The sequence below is a fragment of the Maritalea mediterranea genome, from assembly GCF_021568695.1.
GTDB classification, from domain to species: Bacteria; Pseudomonadota; Alphaproteobacteria; order Rhizobiales; family Devosiaceae; genus Maritalea; species Maritalea mediterranea.
The window spans coordinates 1777685-1794053 of sequence record NZ_JAKGTI010000001.1 but is presented as its reverse complement, the minus strand read 5'-3'; the positions used below and the strand labels follow the sequence as shown (position 1 = coordinate 1794053).

The window sequence follows — 16369 nt, the reverse complement described above, 5'->3', positions numbered from 1 at the left end:
GTTGTGCTGCAGCCCTTTGCACTGATCTTCGGTATTTGTGTTTATACCCAACTTTCAATGGAGCCGCCGGTCTGGCTTTACGCAGTGCTCAGTCTCCTTTTGTTTTTATGCGCTTTTTGGGGTGCGCAGCATTGGGTGGTGCACAATGGTTTGTTGCTCGCGGGAACAGTTTCCGCTGGGGTGGCTTTAATGTCGGCCTCTGCGTTGGTGCGGGGCACGCCGCTGCTGGCCTATCCAACGGCAGGCGTTATATCTGGCGAAGTTCTGGATATGGAGTTGAGGGCAGATGGAGGACTGCGGACCGTGTTGCTCTTGGGGGAGGCTCGGCCAGCCGCTCTTGCCGGGGTGCGCCAGGTTCGGCTCACAGTGCAGCAGGCGCATATGAGTGAAGAAAGCTTGCCAAAGATCGGTGCTGTCATGCGTGTACGGGCGCGGTTTATACCGGTGCCAAAACCAACATACCCTGGTGGCTATGATCCGCAATTTCACAGTTTTTTTCAGGGCATAGGCGCATATGGGACCAGTTTGGATCCGATTGAACTGCCCCGTGACGAAACATCGTTGTGGGCAGATATACGGACTGGCATATTTGAGTTGCGGATGGGCATTGCGGAACGATTCCATCGGGCGATGTCGGCGCCAAATGCTGCGATAGCCCGGGCGTTGATCATTGGGGACCAATCGGCGATTGCGCCAGCGCTACGCGATAAGATTGCTGTGAGCGGTTTGGCGCATTTGCTGGCGATATCCGGCTTACATTTAAGTCTCGTGGCGGGTGGTGTTTTCTTTGGCACACGTGTCGCTTTGGCGTTGCCGCTGTTCCCGGCAGCAACACCTGCCAAATCCATTGCTGCGTTTGCGGCGATGGCGGCGGCGTTGTTTTATCTGGGGTTGTCAGGGGCAAATATCGCCACACAGCGGGCGACAATAATGTTGATGGTGGCTTTGATTGCCGTGCTGCTCGGCCGACGAGCAATTACATTGCGCAATGTGGCGTTGGTGTGCCTTGTGATGATTTTGCTCTACCCGAACGAGGTGTTTAAACCCGGTTTTCAACTTTCTTTTGCGGCGGTAGCCGCGCTTGTAGGTGTTTATGAATGGATCAAGGCGCAGCGGCAAATTTGGCAAGCGCCGGTATGGGCCCGCTTTTTTGCCGGACTGAGCTTGACCAGCCTGGTAGCAGGCATGGCGACTGCGCCCATTGCCGCGGTACATTTCAGTCAGTTTGCGCCTTTTGGTTTGTTTGCCAATCTAATTGCAGTGCCCTTGGTGGGTTTTTTGGTGTTGCCGGCACTTATCCTGTCGGCCCTATTGATGCCTTTTGGCCTGGAAGTGCCGTTATTGATTGTGGCGGGGTGGGGAATTGATCAGGTGGTGACAATTGCGCAGTTCTTCACCCAACTTGGAGGCGAGTGGACCTATGTGTCGCCGCTGCATTTTTGGGTGCTGCCCATGTGTGGCTTGGCCCTGATGCTATTTTTACTGATATCACGCGCCTGGCGGTTTTTGCCGCCATTGGTGGCGGCGCTCGTGATCGGATTGTTCGGCGAGGCACCATTGCCGGATTTATTGATTTCCGACCAAACCCGTTCGGCATTTTTACAAACTGAAAAGGGGCAATGGGCGCAACTTAACCGCATTGGCAATAATTTCACCACGCGGGTCTGGGCAGAGTGGCTGGGCGCAGATTTGGCGCAGCAAAAGACAATCGGCACATGTGATCGTTTGGGGTGCGTGGCGCAGATTGGTGATCAACGCCTGCTGTTTGCTCGCGAAAAAATCGCCATTCTGGAGGATTGCGGGAGCGTAGACCTGATTGTCGAGCAGGATTATCTCTACCAGGATTGTACCTTTGGCAGCCCGATTGTCCGCAAATGGGATATGCGCCAATTTGGTGCCGCGGCAATCTATTTTAAGAGGGATGCCCACGATACCACGCGTTTTGAGGTGCGCCATGCGGTGCGCGATGCAAATCGTCCATGGCGAATCTCATATAACTAGCGCTGAATGGATGATGTCCCGCTTCTAATATTTGCGGAACAGCCCCACCAAACGCCCTTGAACTGATACCTGATCCGGCCCGAAAATGCGGGTTTCATAAGCCGGGTTCGCGGCCTCAAGCGCTACGGAATTGCCCTTTTTCCGCAACCGTTTGAGCGTTGCTTCTTCGCCATCCACAAGCGCTACAACAATTTCGCCATTGGTGGCGGTTTGCTGTTTTTTTATCAGCACAGTGTCACCATCAAAAATGCCCGCGTCAATCATGGAGTCACCGCGCACTTCAAGGGCATAGTGCTCGCCACCGGCCAGCATTTCTGACGGCACAGCGATCGTGTGTGACTGGGTTTGGATGGCTTCGATCGGCACACCAGCAGCAATACGACCCATCACGGGCACATGCACAGGGGCGTGTGCATCGGAGTGTTGGGGAGCAGGCTGGCGCGGTTCTGGCGATTTGCCGAGCGTGCCTTCAATCACGCTTGGCTCAAACTTGGCTTTTTTGCCGCCCAGCGATGGGTTCATGCTGTCGGGCAGGCGCACCACTTCCATGGCGCGGGCTCGATTGGGCAAGCGGCGAATAAAGCCGCGCTCTTCAAGGGCGGTGATCAAACGGTGAATGCCCGATTTGGATTTCAGATCCAACGCATCCTTCATTTCGTCGAAAGAAGGGGGCACACCGCTTTCTTTCATCCGTTCATGGATAAACATCAGCAATTCATGTTGCTTGCGGGTCAGCATGGATTTTCCCTTTATAGAATCGGAACAAACATTGAACAACCATAGCTGTTCTTTATATGTTCTGCAAGGGTTAGCTGAATGGAGTGGATTTCATATTTATTTTCAATCGTTTAACAGTTTTAAATGGATTCACGCCGGATGTCGGCATGTTGCATAAATGCAACTTGTTTGACTGAGGTGAACAAATTGTCGCACCCTCTATGGACAATAAATGCAGAGTCGGCGTATAGCGTCTGATGTAAATTCAACTGAGGTGTCCTCCCATTTAACCGGGGCCCCGACACCGCAACCAGCAAAGGGGATCAATATGAGCCTTTATCATATCCTTCGAAATTCCCCGGCACTTACCACGCCGGTTTTTCAATAACCGACGTTCTTTAGGGGACGTCACCGACTGCGTCCTCGCTGTCACTTCTTTTAACACCAACCTTTCTTAGGCGTTTTTGCGCTCGAGAACTCATCGCTAATCGTGCGTTTTTGCGCGGGATTCCGCGTGGCTGCGTGCATTTTATCAACTCCAATTTTGGGGAACGAACGCGGCTGCGCGTTTGTCAGAGAAAATGAAAAAACAATATGCTCTCACACTGAACTATTTTGAACGATTAGGTTTGGCTTGGCGCCAAATCTTCAACCGGCGTCAAGTCCTGAAAAAGGGGCGCGCAAAGCGCACCCAACGCCGCAATGTTGAAGAGTTGAGCGCGCATATCCGCAAGGATATCGGGCTTTAATCCAGGCAAAAGAGAAGGGGGCTACGTGCCCCCTTATTTATCGGTTATTTGTTTCACTGGTAAGCTGGCGCGCCCGTTGGGCGGCGGGAGACAGGAAGAAGGCCATCACAAACAAGACCGTCATAATCAGCACAATTGTTGGCGCGGGCGCGCTATCCAGATGGAAGCTGAGCAAGACGCCTGTAAAGGCGCTAACTATGGCCACGATGGTGGCGATGATCAGCATGGGTCCCAATTGGCGGGTCAAGAGATAGGCGATGGCGCCAGGTGCGATCATGATGGCGATGGCCAGAATGATGCCCACGGCTTTAAGCGCGGCCACCACAATCAGTGAAATGGCGGCCAAAAGTCCATAATGCAGCCAGCGTACGGGCAGGCCAATGGCGGCCGCGTGTTGGGGGTCAAAGACATAGAGCTTGAGATCCCGCCAACGGGAAATAACGAGCAGGGTCAATAAAATGGCGATAATGCCGGTCTCTAGCAGGTCGGCATTGCTTGTGCCCAACATATTACCGAACAAGATGTGGTCAAGATGGACATCGGTTTCGATTTTTGTGTAGAGCACCAACCCCAAGGCAAACATGCCGGAAAAGACCACACCCATAACCGTATCTTCCTTCACGCGGCTATTTTCTTTCAGGTAGCCGGTGCCCATGGCGCAGATCATGCCTGCCACAAAGGCACCGATGGCCAAGGGTATGGCCAAAATATAGGCAATGACAATGCCGGGCAGCACGCCGTGGGCGATCGCGTCACCCATCAACGACCAGCCCTTGAGCACCAAGAAGCAAGACAACAGTGCGGCGGGTATTGCCACCAAAATGGCAATGATAAAAGCGCGCTGCATAAAGGGAAACTGGAATGCCATCAGGCTTGTTTCAATCCACTCCATTTAACCAAGCTCCAGCGTGCGGCGCGCTTTTTGGGCGCGCAAGCCATGTTTGGGGGCAAACACAAAAGCGGTGAGGAAGCACAGCGTTTGCAATACCACGATGATGCCGCCGGTGGCGCCGTCTAAGAAATAGCTCGCATATGCACCTATAATCGAGGTGAGGGACCCAATGGCGATGCTGAGCCAGATCAAAACGGGAAACCGGTCGGTCAGCAGATAAGCGGTGGCGCCGGGCGTGACCACCATGGCGATTACCAGAAAAGCGCCAACGGTTTGCAGGGCCGCGACGGTGGCGGCGCTCAACAGCGTGAAAAAGACGATTTTCAGCAAGGTCGGGCGCAGGCCGATGGAGCGGGCGTGGTTTTCATCAAAGAAAACGGCGAGGAAGTCTTTCCACTTCGTGCCCATGATTACCAGTGTGATGACGGAAATGATCACCAGCTGCATGGTATCTGATGGGGTAATCGCCAGCACGTTGCCCAAAACGATAGTTTGAATATTCACGGAGGTAGGCGAAAGCGACACCATAAACAGGCCAAGGCCAAAGAAGGAGGTGAAGATCAAACCGATGATGGCATCTTCGCGCAATTTTGTCCGTTGGTTGAGAAACAGCATGGCGGCGGCGGCGAGGCCGCCGGCGAAAAACGCCCCGAGCGAAAAGGGCAGGCCCAACATATAGGCACCCGCAACCCCGGGCACGATGGAGTGGGAGAGGGCATCGCCGATCAGCGACCAGCCTTTGAGCATCAAATAGGCGCTGAGAAAGGCGCACACGGCCCCCACCAGTCCGGTCACCCAGATGGCGTTGCGCATATAGCCGTAAGAGAATGGTTCAAGCAGCAGATCAATCATTGGATTTATCCGACTTGGTTTGGGTTTCCATCTTGTCCTCCTCACCGTAAAGGACGAGCGGACGCTCATCATCAGTGATGACGGCGAATTGGCGGGTGTCTTCATCATCATGCAGATCTGAACCGCCCAGCACAAAGTGACGCAGTACGCCGCCAAAGGTTTTTTCCAGATTGGCTTGGGTGAAGGTTTTTTCGGTGAGGCCGTAATCAAGAACGGTGCCCTTGATCAGCACGGTGCGGTCGCAGAATTCAGGCACCGAACCGAGATTGTGCGTGGACACCAACATCACTTTGCCTTCATCGCGCAAGTCGCGCATGAGTTGAACAATTGTATCCTCGGTTTTCACGTCCACACCGGTGAAGGGCTCGTCGAGCAGGATCACTTCGCCTTCCTGCGCCAGCGCGCGGGCCAAAAATACCCGCTTTTTTTGCCCGCCTGATAGCTCGCCAATCTGGCGTTTGCGGTATTTCGCCATGTTTACCCGGTCGAGCGCCTGATCGACCATTTCCCGATCACGCTTTGAGGGGATGCGAAAGAACCCCATTTTGCCATAGCGCCCCATCATCACCACGTCTTCAACAAGGACCGGAAAATCCCAGTCAACATCTTCACTTTGGGGCACATAGGCGACCAGATTGTTGCGCAAAGCCTCTTGCACTGGCTTGCCCAGCAGTTTGACCTGCCCCTCGGTGACCGGCACGAAACCCATAATGGCTTTGAACAGGGTGGACTTGCCTGACCCGTTTACGCCCACAAGTGCGGTGATCGTGCCGCGTGGGATGCTGAAACTGGCTTCTTTTAGTGCCGTGTGGCCGTTGCGATAGGTGACGGTGACATGGCTGACATTGATGCCACCGTCTTCTATTGCCCGCAAATCATTCATTGAGTGAGTCCCTCAGCAATGGTGCTGGCGGTTACGCGCAGCAGATCCAGATAGGTTGGCACTTCACCATCCGCATCTGTTAGGGAATCAACATAAAGCACGCCGCCATATTTTGCATCGGTTTCCCGCACAACTTGCTTGGCCGGTGCATCAGAAACGGTGCTTTCAGAAAATACGGCGCGGATATTGTTTTTACGCACCTGATCAATCACTTCGCGCACCTGTTGCGGCGTGCCTTGTTGATCAGCATTGATGGGCCATAAATATAGCTCCTTTAGCCCAAAATCGCGCGCCAGATAGCTGAAGGCACCCTCTGATGTGACGAGCCAGCGCTCTTCTTCTGGAATAGTGTTCAGCTTTTCGCGGATTGGGGTGATGACGGCATCTATCTCGGCCTTATAAGCTTCGGCATTCTGCTTGTAGGTCTCTGCGTTGGCCGGATCATGCTCAATAAAGGCCTTGGCGATATTATCGACATAAATCTTTGCGTCCGATGGCGACATCCAGGCGTGGGGATTTGGTTTGCCCGTGTAGGGACCTGACGCGATGCCCATGGGTTCAATGCCATCGGTGACCACTACAGAGGGCACATCGCTGAGATTTTCAAAGAATTGCTCGAACCAGAGTTCCAGATTAAGGCCATTCCAGATCACCAGGTCGGCGTCTTGTGCCTTGATGATGTCTTTTGGGGTGGGCTGATAATTGTGAATTTCAGCGCCGGGCTTGGTGATGGACACCACTTCGGCGGCGTCACCGGCGACATTTTCCGCCATGTCGGCGATAACGGTGAAGGTGGTGACAGCTTTGAATTTATCCTGAGCCTCGGCATTTACAGCAAAACCTGCCGAAAGGGCAATAGCGGGCAATAATTTGAGCAAGGTACGCATTTGATCATCTCTCATCAACGGAGTTGTCTCGATGATTCAGCTATACTGCAATTGAGAAGCGTTCGCAACAGTAATGCGAATGACTTGCATTATCTGTGTTTATTTTTGTGTCGTCCGTTGAGGAAGCGTGTTCGCCGCAAGTGTAGAGCGAGCGAATTTTGGTCATCCGATCCTTATGTCAATTGTTAACCTTATCCCGATTTGCTTAACGCCATTAAGGTATATGCAAGCCTATCTGTCGAAAATGAGTCTTGAAGAACATTGGGACTCAAATGCACAGAGCTAAGCCAAGTCGAATCGTTACATCAATTGCGTCAATCTTCGTTGCCTTTGCCGTGTTGGTTGTCGGATTTATCATTTCGTCGCTATTTGTTTTGGATGTTGCAAGCAAATCCGCCAACGAGTTGAAGCTGGACGCCGATCAACGCGCCGTTTCAGGATTGGTCTCGCGTGAGATCGAGGATTTATCGCAGCGTCAGTCGGAAGTAGCGTGGTGGGACACCTCTGTGGTTGCGCTGAGTGACGGGGTCGACCGCACTTTTTTTGCTGATGCCATGTTGGGTTGGTTTCCTAAAGAATATGGGATCGATCGTTCATTGCTGATGTCGCCAGACCACCAAGTGTTGCTACATGCCGACGGTGAAGAGTTTACGCCCGATGCGCCCGCACAGTCCTTTGCCGCGCAAACCATGGATTTGGTGCGCCAAGCACAAGCCAAATATATTGAACAACGTGTAGGCAAAGCCGGCGCCTTTTGGATAGAGGGTGATCCGGTACGCGATGATCCGGTGCTCTATGTATATGACATTCGCCGGATTGACGGGGAAATCGGCATTGTGGTTGCGCAAGCCATTGTGCCTGATGGCGAAATGGTTTTGCCAGATGGACCCGCTCATATTCTCGTATCGTTCCGCCCATTCACGCCGGCGCGGATGGCTGCCTATCAAACTGAAATTGAATTGGCCGACTTTGACATCCGTTTGACACCACCACTTGATGGCGAAAATGTAATCGAATTGTCGTCTGGGCTGAGCAACCAGACCATTTATGCAAGCTGGGTTTCTGAACTGCCTTCACATGGGATATGGGCAAAGTCTGCGCCCGCACTGGCATTGATGCTGGCTGTAATTGCATTTGTGATGCTCGGAGTAACCATAGCTTATGCGCGACTGGTTTATCGGACACGCAAGGCAGAGGCACGCAACCGCTATCTCGCCGGGCATGACGCATTGACTGGTTTGCCCAATCGAAATCGATTTGAACTGGCCTTAAAGCGCGATATTGGCCGCAATTATTTGAAAAAGTGCGCTGTATTATGTGTTGATCTTGATCGTTTTAAGCCGGTCAACGACACTTATGGTCACCATGCGGGGGATCAGGTGTTGCGTGTGGTGGCACGTCGCATCCACGATGTTATTGGCGACCTCGGTATGGTTGCGCGGCTTGGGGGCGATGAGTTTATCGCCCTTTTGCATGACGCTGCGCACAAAGACGAGGTGATGATGCTTTGTGACCGCCTAATCGAAAGCGTCTGCCAAAAGATATCCTTTGAAGGCCACGAATTCTATGTCGGGGCCAGCGTTGGGGTAGCCTGGTGGCCAGATGATGGGCATTCAGCGGATATGGTGGTGCGGCGCGCAGACCAGGCTCTATATCGGGCCAAGGAACTGGGTCGTGGCCGGGCGGTGCAAGCGGCCGATTTGGAAAACGATCATGATTACACCCCAGGATTTGCAGGGCACACGCTGTTAGCGTAACGCCCAAGGCATGGGTAGAAAGCTAATCAAGTTGCCGCTGCTTTGTGCATCCCCAAACGCGGGCTGCACGATAAAGCCATCGCACAGGCTCATAGAGGAGAGGTGGGCGCTATCGGTTTCCAAAATCGGATCAACGGATAAGTGGCCACTATCTTTGATCAGGCGGGCACGACGATAGAATTGTCGCGGGCCGTTTTTGGGCAGATCGGCGATTAGAGGCAATGTGAGCAATGGCGCGGCCGGCTGTTGACCGGTAAGGGCACGAAGGGCCGGCAGCACAAACACGGTTGCGGTGACCAAGGCGGAAACGGGATTGCCCGGCAAGCCAAAAATTAGGGTTTCCCCCAAGCGTCCAAACATAAGCGGTTTGCCGGGGCGCACCGCGATGCGCCAGAAATCGAGTTCCGCGCCGATCGCTTTGAGGGCGGGTAGCATATAGTCCTTATCGCCGACGCTCGCGCCGCCTGTGGTGACCAGAATTTCAGGTTCGTCCTTTAAGGCTTCGCGCAGCTTTTCTTCAAGCTTGTCCTGTTCGTCGATGGCGACGCCAAAATCTTTTACCTTTGCGCCCGCTTGTGCGAAGAGTGGCGTCAGTCCGAAGCCATTGGAGGCATAGATCTGGCCCGGTGCCAGCGGTTGGCCCGGCTGCACCAGTTCGTCGCCTGTGGCGAGCAGATGGAGGTGCGGCTTTTGATAGGCTGCGACCTCGCCATGGCCGGAAGCAGCGATTAGTGACAGATCGAATGGATTGAGGCACTTGCCGGGCGCGAGAATGGTTTGGTCTTTGGCAAAGTCGTTGCCTTTAAGGCGCACATTCTGGCTCTCTTTCACATCATCAATTAAAGTGACTTCGTCGCCTTCGACAGTCACTTTTTCCTGCATGATGACGCTATCGGCGCCCTCGGGCAGCTCACCGCCTGTATAGATACGCGCACATTCGCCGGACTTCAGCGGGCGGTCAAAAGGCGTTCCGGCGGCGGCGATGCCGATATTTTTGAGTTTTGTGCCGCTTTGCCCGTCGGCAGATTTAAGGGCATAGCCATCCATGGCAGAGCCATTGAAGGGCGGCTGGCTGGTGCGGGCGATCACTGGTTCGGCAAGCGTACGATTTAATGCATCGCTCAATGCGATCGTTTCAATTGCTGTTGGGGTGACGCGCTTCAGGATATCTGCGAGGGCTTCATCCACAGGCTTGAGATCTTGCATATCAGCTCCGTTGATAATCGCCGGATTTGCCGCCGCTTTTGGCCACTAATTCGGTCGGGCCGATCACCATGGCTTTGTCGAGCGCTTTGGCCATATCATAAAGGGTGAGGGCGGCCACGCTGGCTGCGGTGAGTGCTTCCATCTCCACCCCGGTTTTGCCTTCTACCGACACGGTGGCGTTGATGTCAAAACGCGGTGCGTCACTGGCGGGGGTAATCTCCACCTCAACCTTGTTGAGCATAAGTGGATGGCAGAGCGGGATCAGGTCTGACGTTTTTTTGGCCGCCATAATGCCGGCCAATCGCGCAGTGCCAAGCGCATCGCCTTTTTTCAGATCGCCTTGATTGACCGCGTCGAATGCCGCTTGGGTCATGGTGATGGAAGATTGGGCCTTAGCCACCCGTTTGGTGGGCGCTTTGCCGCTCACATCGACCATATTGGCCTCGCCTTGCTCATTTAAGTGCGTCAGGCGATCTTCTGGCATTATTCCACTCCGGTCAGCAATGCACGGGTCGCCGCTTCCACATCGTCGTGACGCATCAGGCTTTCGCCCACCAGGAAGGTGCTGACATTGGCCTTTTCGCCCAGCATGTGCACATCATCATAGGAGAAGATGCCGCTTTCGCTAACCAGCAGGCAATCATCCGGCACATTTTTAGCCAGTTCGATGGTGGTGTTCAGCGTGGTCTCAAACGTGCGCAAATTCCGGTTATTGATGCCGATAAACTTGGATGGCAGTTTCAGCGCCCGATCCAGCTCTTCAGCGTCGTGCACTTCGATCAGTGCGTCCATACCCCAATCTAGTGCCGTTTCTGTAAGGCGCAGGGCGTCATCATCATTGAGGGCTGCCATAATAATCAGGATACAGTCCGCGCCCCAGGCGCGCGCTTCGGCGATCTGATAAGGCTCGAACATAAAGTCCTTGCGCAAGACGGGCAGGTCGACGGCGGCACGGGCCTCGATCATGAAGTCTGGTGCGCCTTGGAAAGAGGGCGTGTCGGTCAAGATCGACAGGCAAGCTGCCCCACCAGCCTTGTAGGCTTTGGCGTGTGCAGGCGGGTTAAAATCCTCGCGGATCAAGCCTTTGGACGGGCTTGCCTTTTTAATTTCAGCGATCAGGCCAATTTCTTCGGCTTTCTTTTTCGCTTTAAGAGCAGAAAGAAAGCCACGCGGGGCGGATTGGTCTCTGGCAATGGCTTCGATTTCGGCCAAGGGTTTTTCCGCTTGAGCGGCCGCAATTTCTTCGCGCTTATAGAGTTCGATTTTTTTGAGAATATCTACGCTCACGATTGCGCCACTCCGTTTGAAACAGTCACCAGCTCATCCAATTTGGCTTTTGCCTTGCCGCTATCCACCAGCTCCGAAGCCAGTTTCACCCCGGTTTTCAAATCATTTGCCTGCCCCGTCACGATAAAGGCGGCGGCGGCGTTGAAGAGGGCGACGTCACGATAAGCCGATTTTTCGCCATCAAATAATTTACGCATGGCCGCAGCGTTTGCTTCCGGTGTGCCGCCCAGCAAATCGGCAAGCTTGGCCACGGGCAGGCCGCCATCTTCAGGGCTGACTTCAAACTCGCGCACTTTGCCGTCTTTGATCTCCGCCACAAAGGAATGACCCGTCGTGGTGAGTTCGTCCAAGCCATCGCTGCCATGCGCCACCCAGGCGGAGGTGGCCCCGTTTTTCAAGAGCGCGTCGGCCACCGGGCGGACCCATTTTTTGTCATAAACGCCGAGCAGATATTGTTTGACGCCAGCCGGGTTGGATTGCGGACCTAAAATGTTGAAGAGGGTGCGCACGCCCATTTCCTGGCGGGACGGGCCGACAAAACGCATAGCGGCATGATGGTTGGGGGCAAACATAAAGCCAATGCCCGCCTGCTTGATGCATTCGCCGATCTGGCTGGCTTTCAGGTCCAGCTCGACACCAAGCATCTGTAATGCCTCAGAGCTGCCAGAGCGCGAGGAGAGGGCCTTGTTGCCATGTTTGGCCACTGGGGTGCCGCTTGAGGCCACAATGATCGAGGCGGCGGTTGAGATATTGTAGGTGCCCACGCCATCTCCGCCGGTGCCGACAATATCAATGGCGTTATCCGGCGCATCGACGCGTGTCATTTTTTCCCGCAAAATCGATACCGCACCTGCGATTTCTTCCACGGTTTCGCCTTTGACCCGCAGGCCCATGAGAAAAGCGCCAATTTGAGAGGGGGTGGCGTCACCGGACATGATCACATTCATCGCCTGGCGCATTTCGTCCATGGTCAAATCTTGAGCGTCAGCAAGTTTGTTCAAAATGGGTTTGATCGTCATTTTATCCTCGCTCGGCACTCTTGTTGAACGCGTCGGCAATTTCCAAAAAATTGCTGATCATTTGCGCACCGCTTTCCGATGCGATGCTTTCCGGGTGGAATTGCACCGAATGAATTGGCAAGCTTTTGTGGGCTACGGCCATAATCATGCCATCGTCAGATTTCGCGGTGACTTCAAGATGATCGCCAATGGTATCGGGGTCAAGGGTGAGGGAGTGATATCTGGTGGCCACAATCCCATCCTGGTTCAATCCTTTGAAAAGTCCCTCGCCATTGTGGCGCACCTTGCTGGTTTTGCCGTGCATCAGGCGCCGCGCATGTACGACATCAGCACCGAACACCTGGCCGATGGATTGGTGGCCTAAGCAAACGCCGAAAATGGGGATTTCACTGCCAAAGCGTTCCACCACTTCAAGGCAGATGCCTGCATCATTCGGGGTTTTAGGACCCGGTGAAAGAACAATGGCCTTTGGCGCTTTTTCAGCGATCTCATCACTGGTGATTTTGTCGTTGCGGTAGACCTCGATATTCGGGTCTACCGAGCCGATCAGATGCACCAGATTGTAGGTGAAGCTGTCATAATTATCGATCACAAGAATCTTGTTCATTGGCCGATCTCCGCTTCATCCGCATAGCGCAAGGCTTCATGGGCGGCGCTGACGAGCGCACGCGCTTTGTTTTCGCATTCGAGCTGTTCCAGCTTCGGGTCGCTGTCGGCCACAATCCCGGCACCAGCCTGCACATGGATTTTGCCGTCTTTGATGACCGCGGTGCGTAGAACGATACAGGTATCCATCCAACCATCGGCACTGAAATAGCCCACGCAGCCCGCATAGATGCCGCGACGGTGTTTTTCCAGCTCATCGATGATCTCCATGGCGCGGACTTTGGGTGCACCAGACACAGTACCGGCCGGGAAGCCGCCGGACAGCGCATCGATATTATCGAGGCCCTTTTTCAGCTTGCCCTCAACGTTTGAGACGATGTGCATAACGTGGGAATAATATTCGAGGAAAAAGCTGTCTGTGACTTCCACAGAGCCGATTTCCGCCACGCGCCCCACATCGTTGCGGCCCAGATCGAGCAGCATTAGATGTTCTGCCAGTTCTTTTGGGTCATTCAGCAGTTCGTCGGCCAATTCGCGATCCCGCTCCGGGGTTGAACCGCGCTTGCGGGTACCGGCGATGGGACGAATGGAGACTTTTTCATCCTGCACCCGCACCAGAATTTCAGGGCTGGAGCCCGCAATGGCAAAGCCTTCAAAATCGAGGAAATACATGTAGGGCGAAGGGTTGGTGCGGCGCAGGGCGCGATAGAACGCGACAGGCGGCAGCGTGAAATCTGCAGTAAAGCGTTGCGACAGGACCACCTGAAAAATATCGCCGTCCACGATATAGTCCTTGGCCTTCGCCACAATCTGTTTGAACTGGTCGGGCGTGGTGTTGGACTCAAAATTGAGGTCAGCACTTTTCTCTTCGGTGCCGCCACGTTGTACCGGCTCATTCAGCCGCTGAGTGGCATCATCCAGCCGCGCATTCGCCGTTTCGAAGGCCATTTTGGCCGTCACGTCCGCTTGTGGTCGAACGGGCGTGGCGAAATAGAGTTCGTCCTTGATGGTGTCGAACACGGCGAGGATGGAGGGGCGCATCAGCAAGGCATCTGGTGCGCCGATGGTGTCTTCCTTGGTGTCAGGAATATCTTCCATTTCCCGCACCATGTCATAGCCGAGATAGCCAAAGATGCCCGCCGACATGGGGGGTAGGTCCAATGGAATTTCTAGCGCAGATTCCGCAAGGATTTCCCGCAAAGCATCGAGCGGTTTGCCCGACATCGGCTCAAACTGGTCGGGCTGGAATTTCGGATTGCGGTTCACCGCCGCTTTGCCGCGATCAATGCGGAACAGCAGGTCGGGCTCCATGCCAATCATGGAATAACGCCCGCGGGTGGCGCCACCATGGACCGATTCAAGCAAAAATGTATTTTTACGTCCCGCCGCCAGCTTCAAATAGGTGCCGATCGGGGTTTCCAGATCGGCAACAATGCGACGCCACATAATCTGACTGCCGCCTTTTTCATAAATTGAAGCGAAGGCGGCATAGTCAGTATTTTGCATTTTTTTGCCCTACTTTATTGGTCGAGAGACAGTATCTGATTGAGTGTGCCCTGATTGATGTTCACGCCCAAATCATCCCGACGTGCGGTGATAAACTGCTGATAGAGATCGTCGGCGACATTATCTGAGACGCTGGACAGATTGTCCTGCGTTACTTCAATTGGCTCAGCCGGTGTGACGCCAGTGACCTGGAACACCAGATAGGTGCCATCCTGAAGCCGCACTGCATCTGCATGTCCTTCGCCGCCAGAGAAGGCCGCAGAGGCCACATTGGCGGTGATGAAGGAGCCGTCGCCACGACGGGTGAGGGGCAAGGATGGTTGGGCAATTTGCCCGACCTCTGACGCCACATCAAAAATCGGCGTGCCTTGCTCTACTCGTGACGCCAATTCACTGGCTTTTTCGGCCAAAGCTTGGGCACGCTGATCTTCCATCCAGGCGGTTTCCAGTTCGTCGCGCACTTCGTCAAGTGTCAGGTCGCGGGCAGGTGTTTCTTCCAGCAAATCAAACCAAGCCATGGCATTGCCGCCGATGGTTACCGCGGGGAGCAGCGCATCCTGTTCCGCATTATTGATGGCGGTCAGCAGGCGTTGCTGCCCATCTTGCGGCAGGTCGTTGACCGTGTCCAAGCCCTCGCCGGATCGGGTGATTTCGACGGTTTGTGTCTCCAGTCCCACATCCGCGGCGATTTCGCTGATGGGGCGGAGCGTGGCGCGTTGTTCCTCGATCTCATCAATCTTGTCGATGATGATATCCCGGGCCTGATCGGCAGCAACATTTGCAACAAGCTGGTCGCGAGCCTCTTCAAAAGAGAGTTGCTCGGCCGGGACAATATTGCGCACCATGACGGCCACCTTGCCATCTGCCGTGTCGGCGATGGTCAAGCCCTTGTCGCCATCGAACGCGGCGCTGGCAATGGCTTCATTTTCAATATCACCGCGGCTCACTTGGCCCAATGGGGTGGCGGTGATTCCGAAATTGTTGGCGGCTAGGATCTGATCCAGTGACTGGCCCTGTGCAATGCCTTGCACCAGTGTGTCGGCCTGGCTGTCATCTCTCAGGCGCCAAAGGGTAACATTGCGGGTTTCATCACTTGTAAGTTGATCACCAGCCTGTTCATATTCGGCGCGCAACTCGCTTTCTGTGGGCTCAAGCGACCGGGCCAAGCTTTCCGGGGTGAGCACCAGCACTTCAATTTTCTTTTTCGCCTCTGCGCGATATTGCGCCTGATTTTCTTCCAAATAGCTCACCAACTGGTCTTCGGTTGGCGGATCGATCGGATCAAGCACATTGTTTGAAATGGTGAAATAATCAATCGTGCGGCTATCGTTCTGCACACGGTTGGTGATTTGCAGGATGGTTTTGGGTGCCATTGCACCGCCAAACAAGCCACGGATCACTTGCGAGCGCTGCACGGATTCGGCTTGCGCTTCAATATATTCGCTTTCTGTATAGCCGTTCTGGCGCAGCATCTGGGTGAATTGCTGACGGTCAAACACGCCCAGTGTGGTGGCGAAATTCGGGTCTTGCGCGATCATTTCGGACACCATCTCGTCAGATGCACCAACACCGAAATCTTCCACCATTTGGTCAAGCGCTGCGTTGGAGGCCAACTGATTGAGCACAGAGCCCGGGATGCCAAACGCCATTGCCTCTTCAGGTGAGGGCTGACGGCCGGTTTGCCGGGCAATATTATTGAGCTGGCTGCGATAGGCGCGATCAAACTCGACCGCGGATATAGACTGATTGCCTACACGCGCCACAGAGCTGGTGCCTAGATTTGTGAAGACATTTGCGATACCGAACAAGCCAAAGCTTAAAATAAGAAGGGCCATCAGAATCTTAGCCACCCATGTGTTGGAGTAGCGTTTTAAGGTATCAAGCATAGTCTATCCGTTTTTTGTTTGCTGTTTCGGAACCCTGGTCTCGAGCGGCGCATAATAGACAGGGTGGACCAAAAATCGCAAGACGTTGAAAGAGTTGAATCTGGGGTTAAACTTAATTTTG

The 16369-nt window shown here is 54.1% G+C and carries 14 protein-coding genes; 2 read left to right on the top strand and 12 right to left on the bottom strand.

What is annotated here, in order from left to right:
• Window positions 1–189: 189 nt before the first annotated feature.
• Window positions 190–2001 (top strand): ComEC/Rec2 family competence protein, encoded by a 1812-nt coding sequence (locus L1I42_RS08615; protein ID WP_236114066.1) that lies wholly within the window; start codon window positions 190–192, stop codon window positions 1999–2001.
• 24 nt (window positions 2002–2025) lie between these two features.
• Here L1I42_RS08615 and lexA read toward each other — a convergent pair whose 3' ends face one another.
• The 5 genes from lexA to L1I42_RS08590 all read right to left on the bottom strand — a co-directional run bounded on the left by lexA (window position 2026) and on the right by L1I42_RS08590 (window position 6981).
• A complete protein-coding gene (lexA, locus tag L1I42_RS08610) occupies window positions 2026–2739 on the bottom strand; it encodes a transcriptional repressor LexA (RefSeq protein ID WP_236114065.1) in 714 nt (237 codons plus the stop codon).
• A gap of 765 nt (window positions 2740–3504) precedes the next feature.
• Window positions 3505–4359, bottom strand: a complete 855-nt coding sequence (locus L1I42_RS08605) for a metal ABC transporter permease (RefSeq protein WP_236114064.1) — start codon at window positions 4357–4359, stop codon at window positions 3505–3507.
• A complete protein-coding gene (locus L1I42_RS08600; RefSeq protein ID WP_236114063.1) occupies window positions 4360–5211 on the bottom strand; it encodes a metal ABC transporter permease in 852 nt (283 codons plus the stop codon).
• Window positions 5204–6094, bottom strand: coding sequence for a manganese/iron ABC transporter ATP-binding protein (locus tag L1I42_RS08595; RefSeq protein WP_236114062.1), 891 nt, complete (start codon window positions 6092–6094; stop codon window positions 5204–5206). Before L1I42_RS08595 ends, L1I42_RS08600 begins: the two co-directional genes overlap by 8 nt.
• Window positions 6091–6981: a metal ABC transporter substrate-binding protein gene (locus L1I42_RS08590; RefSeq protein ID WP_236114061.1), complete on the bottom strand. Its 891-nt coding sequence runs from the start codon at window positions 6979–6981 to the stop codon at window positions 6091–6093. The genes L1I42_RS08595 and L1I42_RS08590 overlap by 4 nt, the downstream gene beginning before the upstream one ends.
• Before the next feature lie 272 nt (window positions 6982–7253).
• On the opposite strand from L1I42_RS08590, the gene L1I42_RS08585 reads away from it, so the two are divergent.
• On the top strand, window positions 7254–8738 hold the full coding sequence (locus L1I42_RS08585; RefSeq protein WP_236114060.1) for a GGDEF domain-containing protein: 1485 nt from the start codon (window positions 7254–7256) through the stop codon (window positions 8736–8738).
• Here L1I42_RS08585 and L1I42_RS08580 read toward each other — a convergent pair.
• From L1I42_RS08580 to L1I42_RS08550, 7 genes are read right to left on the bottom strand one after another with little or no spacing between them, the layout of a single operon-like run.
• Entirely contained in the window at window positions 8730–9944 is a 1215-nt protein-coding gene (locus L1I42_RS08580) for a molybdopterin molybdotransferase MoeA (RefSeq protein WP_236114059.1), read from the bottom strand. The two genes, L1I42_RS08585 and L1I42_RS08580, sit on opposite strands and share 9 nt — an antisense overlap.
• A gap of 1 nt (window position 9945) precedes the next feature.
• Entirely contained in the window at window positions 9946–10428 is a 483-nt protein-coding gene (gene moaC / locus L1I42_RS08575) for a cyclic pyranopterin monophosphate synthase MoaC (RefSeq protein ID WP_236114058.1), read from the bottom strand.
• Complete coding sequence (gene trpC, locus L1I42_RS08570) at window positions 10428–11231, bottom strand: indole-3-glycerol phosphate synthase TrpC (protein WP_236114057.1); 804 nt, start codon at window positions 11229–11231, stop codon at window positions 10428–10430. Before trpC ends, moaC begins: the two co-directional genes overlap by 1 nt.
• Window positions 11228–12250 carry an anthranilate phosphoribosyltransferase gene (gene trpD, locus L1I42_RS08565; protein WP_236114056.1) on the bottom strand — a complete coding sequence of 341 codons (1023 nt, stop codon included), beginning with the start codon at window positions 12248–12250 and terminating at the stop codon, window positions 11228–11230. The genes trpC and trpD overlap by 4 nt, the downstream gene beginning before the upstream one ends.
• Before the next feature lies 1 nt (window position 12251).
• A complete protein-coding gene (locus L1I42_RS08560; RefSeq protein WP_236114055.1) occupies window positions 12252–12857 on the bottom strand; it encodes an anthranilate synthase component II in 606 nt (201 codons plus the stop codon).
• Complete coding sequence (gene trpE, locus L1I42_RS08555; protein ID WP_236114054.1) at window positions 12854–14362, bottom strand: anthranilate synthase component I; 1509 nt, start codon at window positions 14360–14362, stop codon at window positions 12854–12856. The genes L1I42_RS08560 and trpE overlap by 4 nt, the downstream gene beginning before the upstream one ends.
• A 14-nt stretch (window positions 14363–14376) precedes the next feature.
• Entirely contained in the window at window positions 14377–16248 is a 1872-nt protein-coding gene (locus tag L1I42_RS08550; RefSeq protein WP_236114053.1) for a peptidylprolyl isomerase, read from the bottom strand.
• Window positions 16249–16369: the final 121 nt, after the last annotated feature.

Coding starts and splice junctions, on each gene's coding strand:
- L1I42_RS08615 (WP_236114066.1), top strand. CDS start 190: ATGTCGGCCTCTGCGTTGGTGCGGGGCACGCCGCTGCTGGCCTATCCA.
- lexA (WP_236114065.1), bottom strand. CDS start 2,739: ATGCTGACCCGCAAGCAACATGAATTGCTGATGTTTATCCATGAACGG.
- L1I42_RS08605 (WP_236114064.1), bottom strand. CDS start 4,359: ATGGAGTGGATTGAAACAAGCCTGATGGCATTCCAGTTTCCCTTTATG.
- L1I42_RS08600 (WP_236114063.1), bottom strand. CDS start 5,211: ATGATTGATCTGCTGCTTGAACCATTCTCTTACGGCTATATGCGCAAC.
- L1I42_RS08595 (WP_236114062.1), bottom strand. CDS start 6,094: ATGAATGATTTGCGGGCAATAGAAGACGGTGGCATCAATGTCAGCCAT.
- L1I42_RS08590 (WP_236114061.1), bottom strand. CDS start 6,981: ATGCGTACCTTGCTCAAATTATTGCCCGCTATTGCCCTTTCGGCAGGT.
- L1I42_RS08585 (WP_236114060.1), top strand. CDS start 7,254: ATGCACAGAGCTAAGCCAAGTCGAATCGTTACATCAATTGCGTCAATC.
- L1I42_RS08580 (WP_236114059.1), bottom strand. CDS start 9,944: ATGCAAGATCTCAAGCCTGTGGATGAAGCCCTCGCAGATATCCTGAAG.
- moaC (WP_236114058.1), bottom strand. CDS start 10,428: ATGCCAGAAGATCGCCTGACGCACTTAAATGAGCAAGGCGAGGCCAAT.
- trpD (WP_236114056.1), bottom strand. CDS start 12,250: ATGACGATCAAACCCATTTTGAACAAACTTGCTGACGCTCAAGATTTG.
- L1I42_RS08560 (WP_236114055.1), bottom strand. CDS start 12,857: ATGAACAAGATTCTTGTGATCGATAATTATGACAGCTTCACCTACAAT.
- trpE (WP_236114054.1), bottom strand. CDS start 14,362: ATGCAAAATACTGACTATGCCGCCTTCGCTTCAATTTATGAAAAAGGC.
- L1I42_RS08550 (WP_236114053.1), bottom strand. CDS start 16,248: ATGCTTGATACCTTAAAACGCTACTCCAACACATGGGTGGCTAAGATT.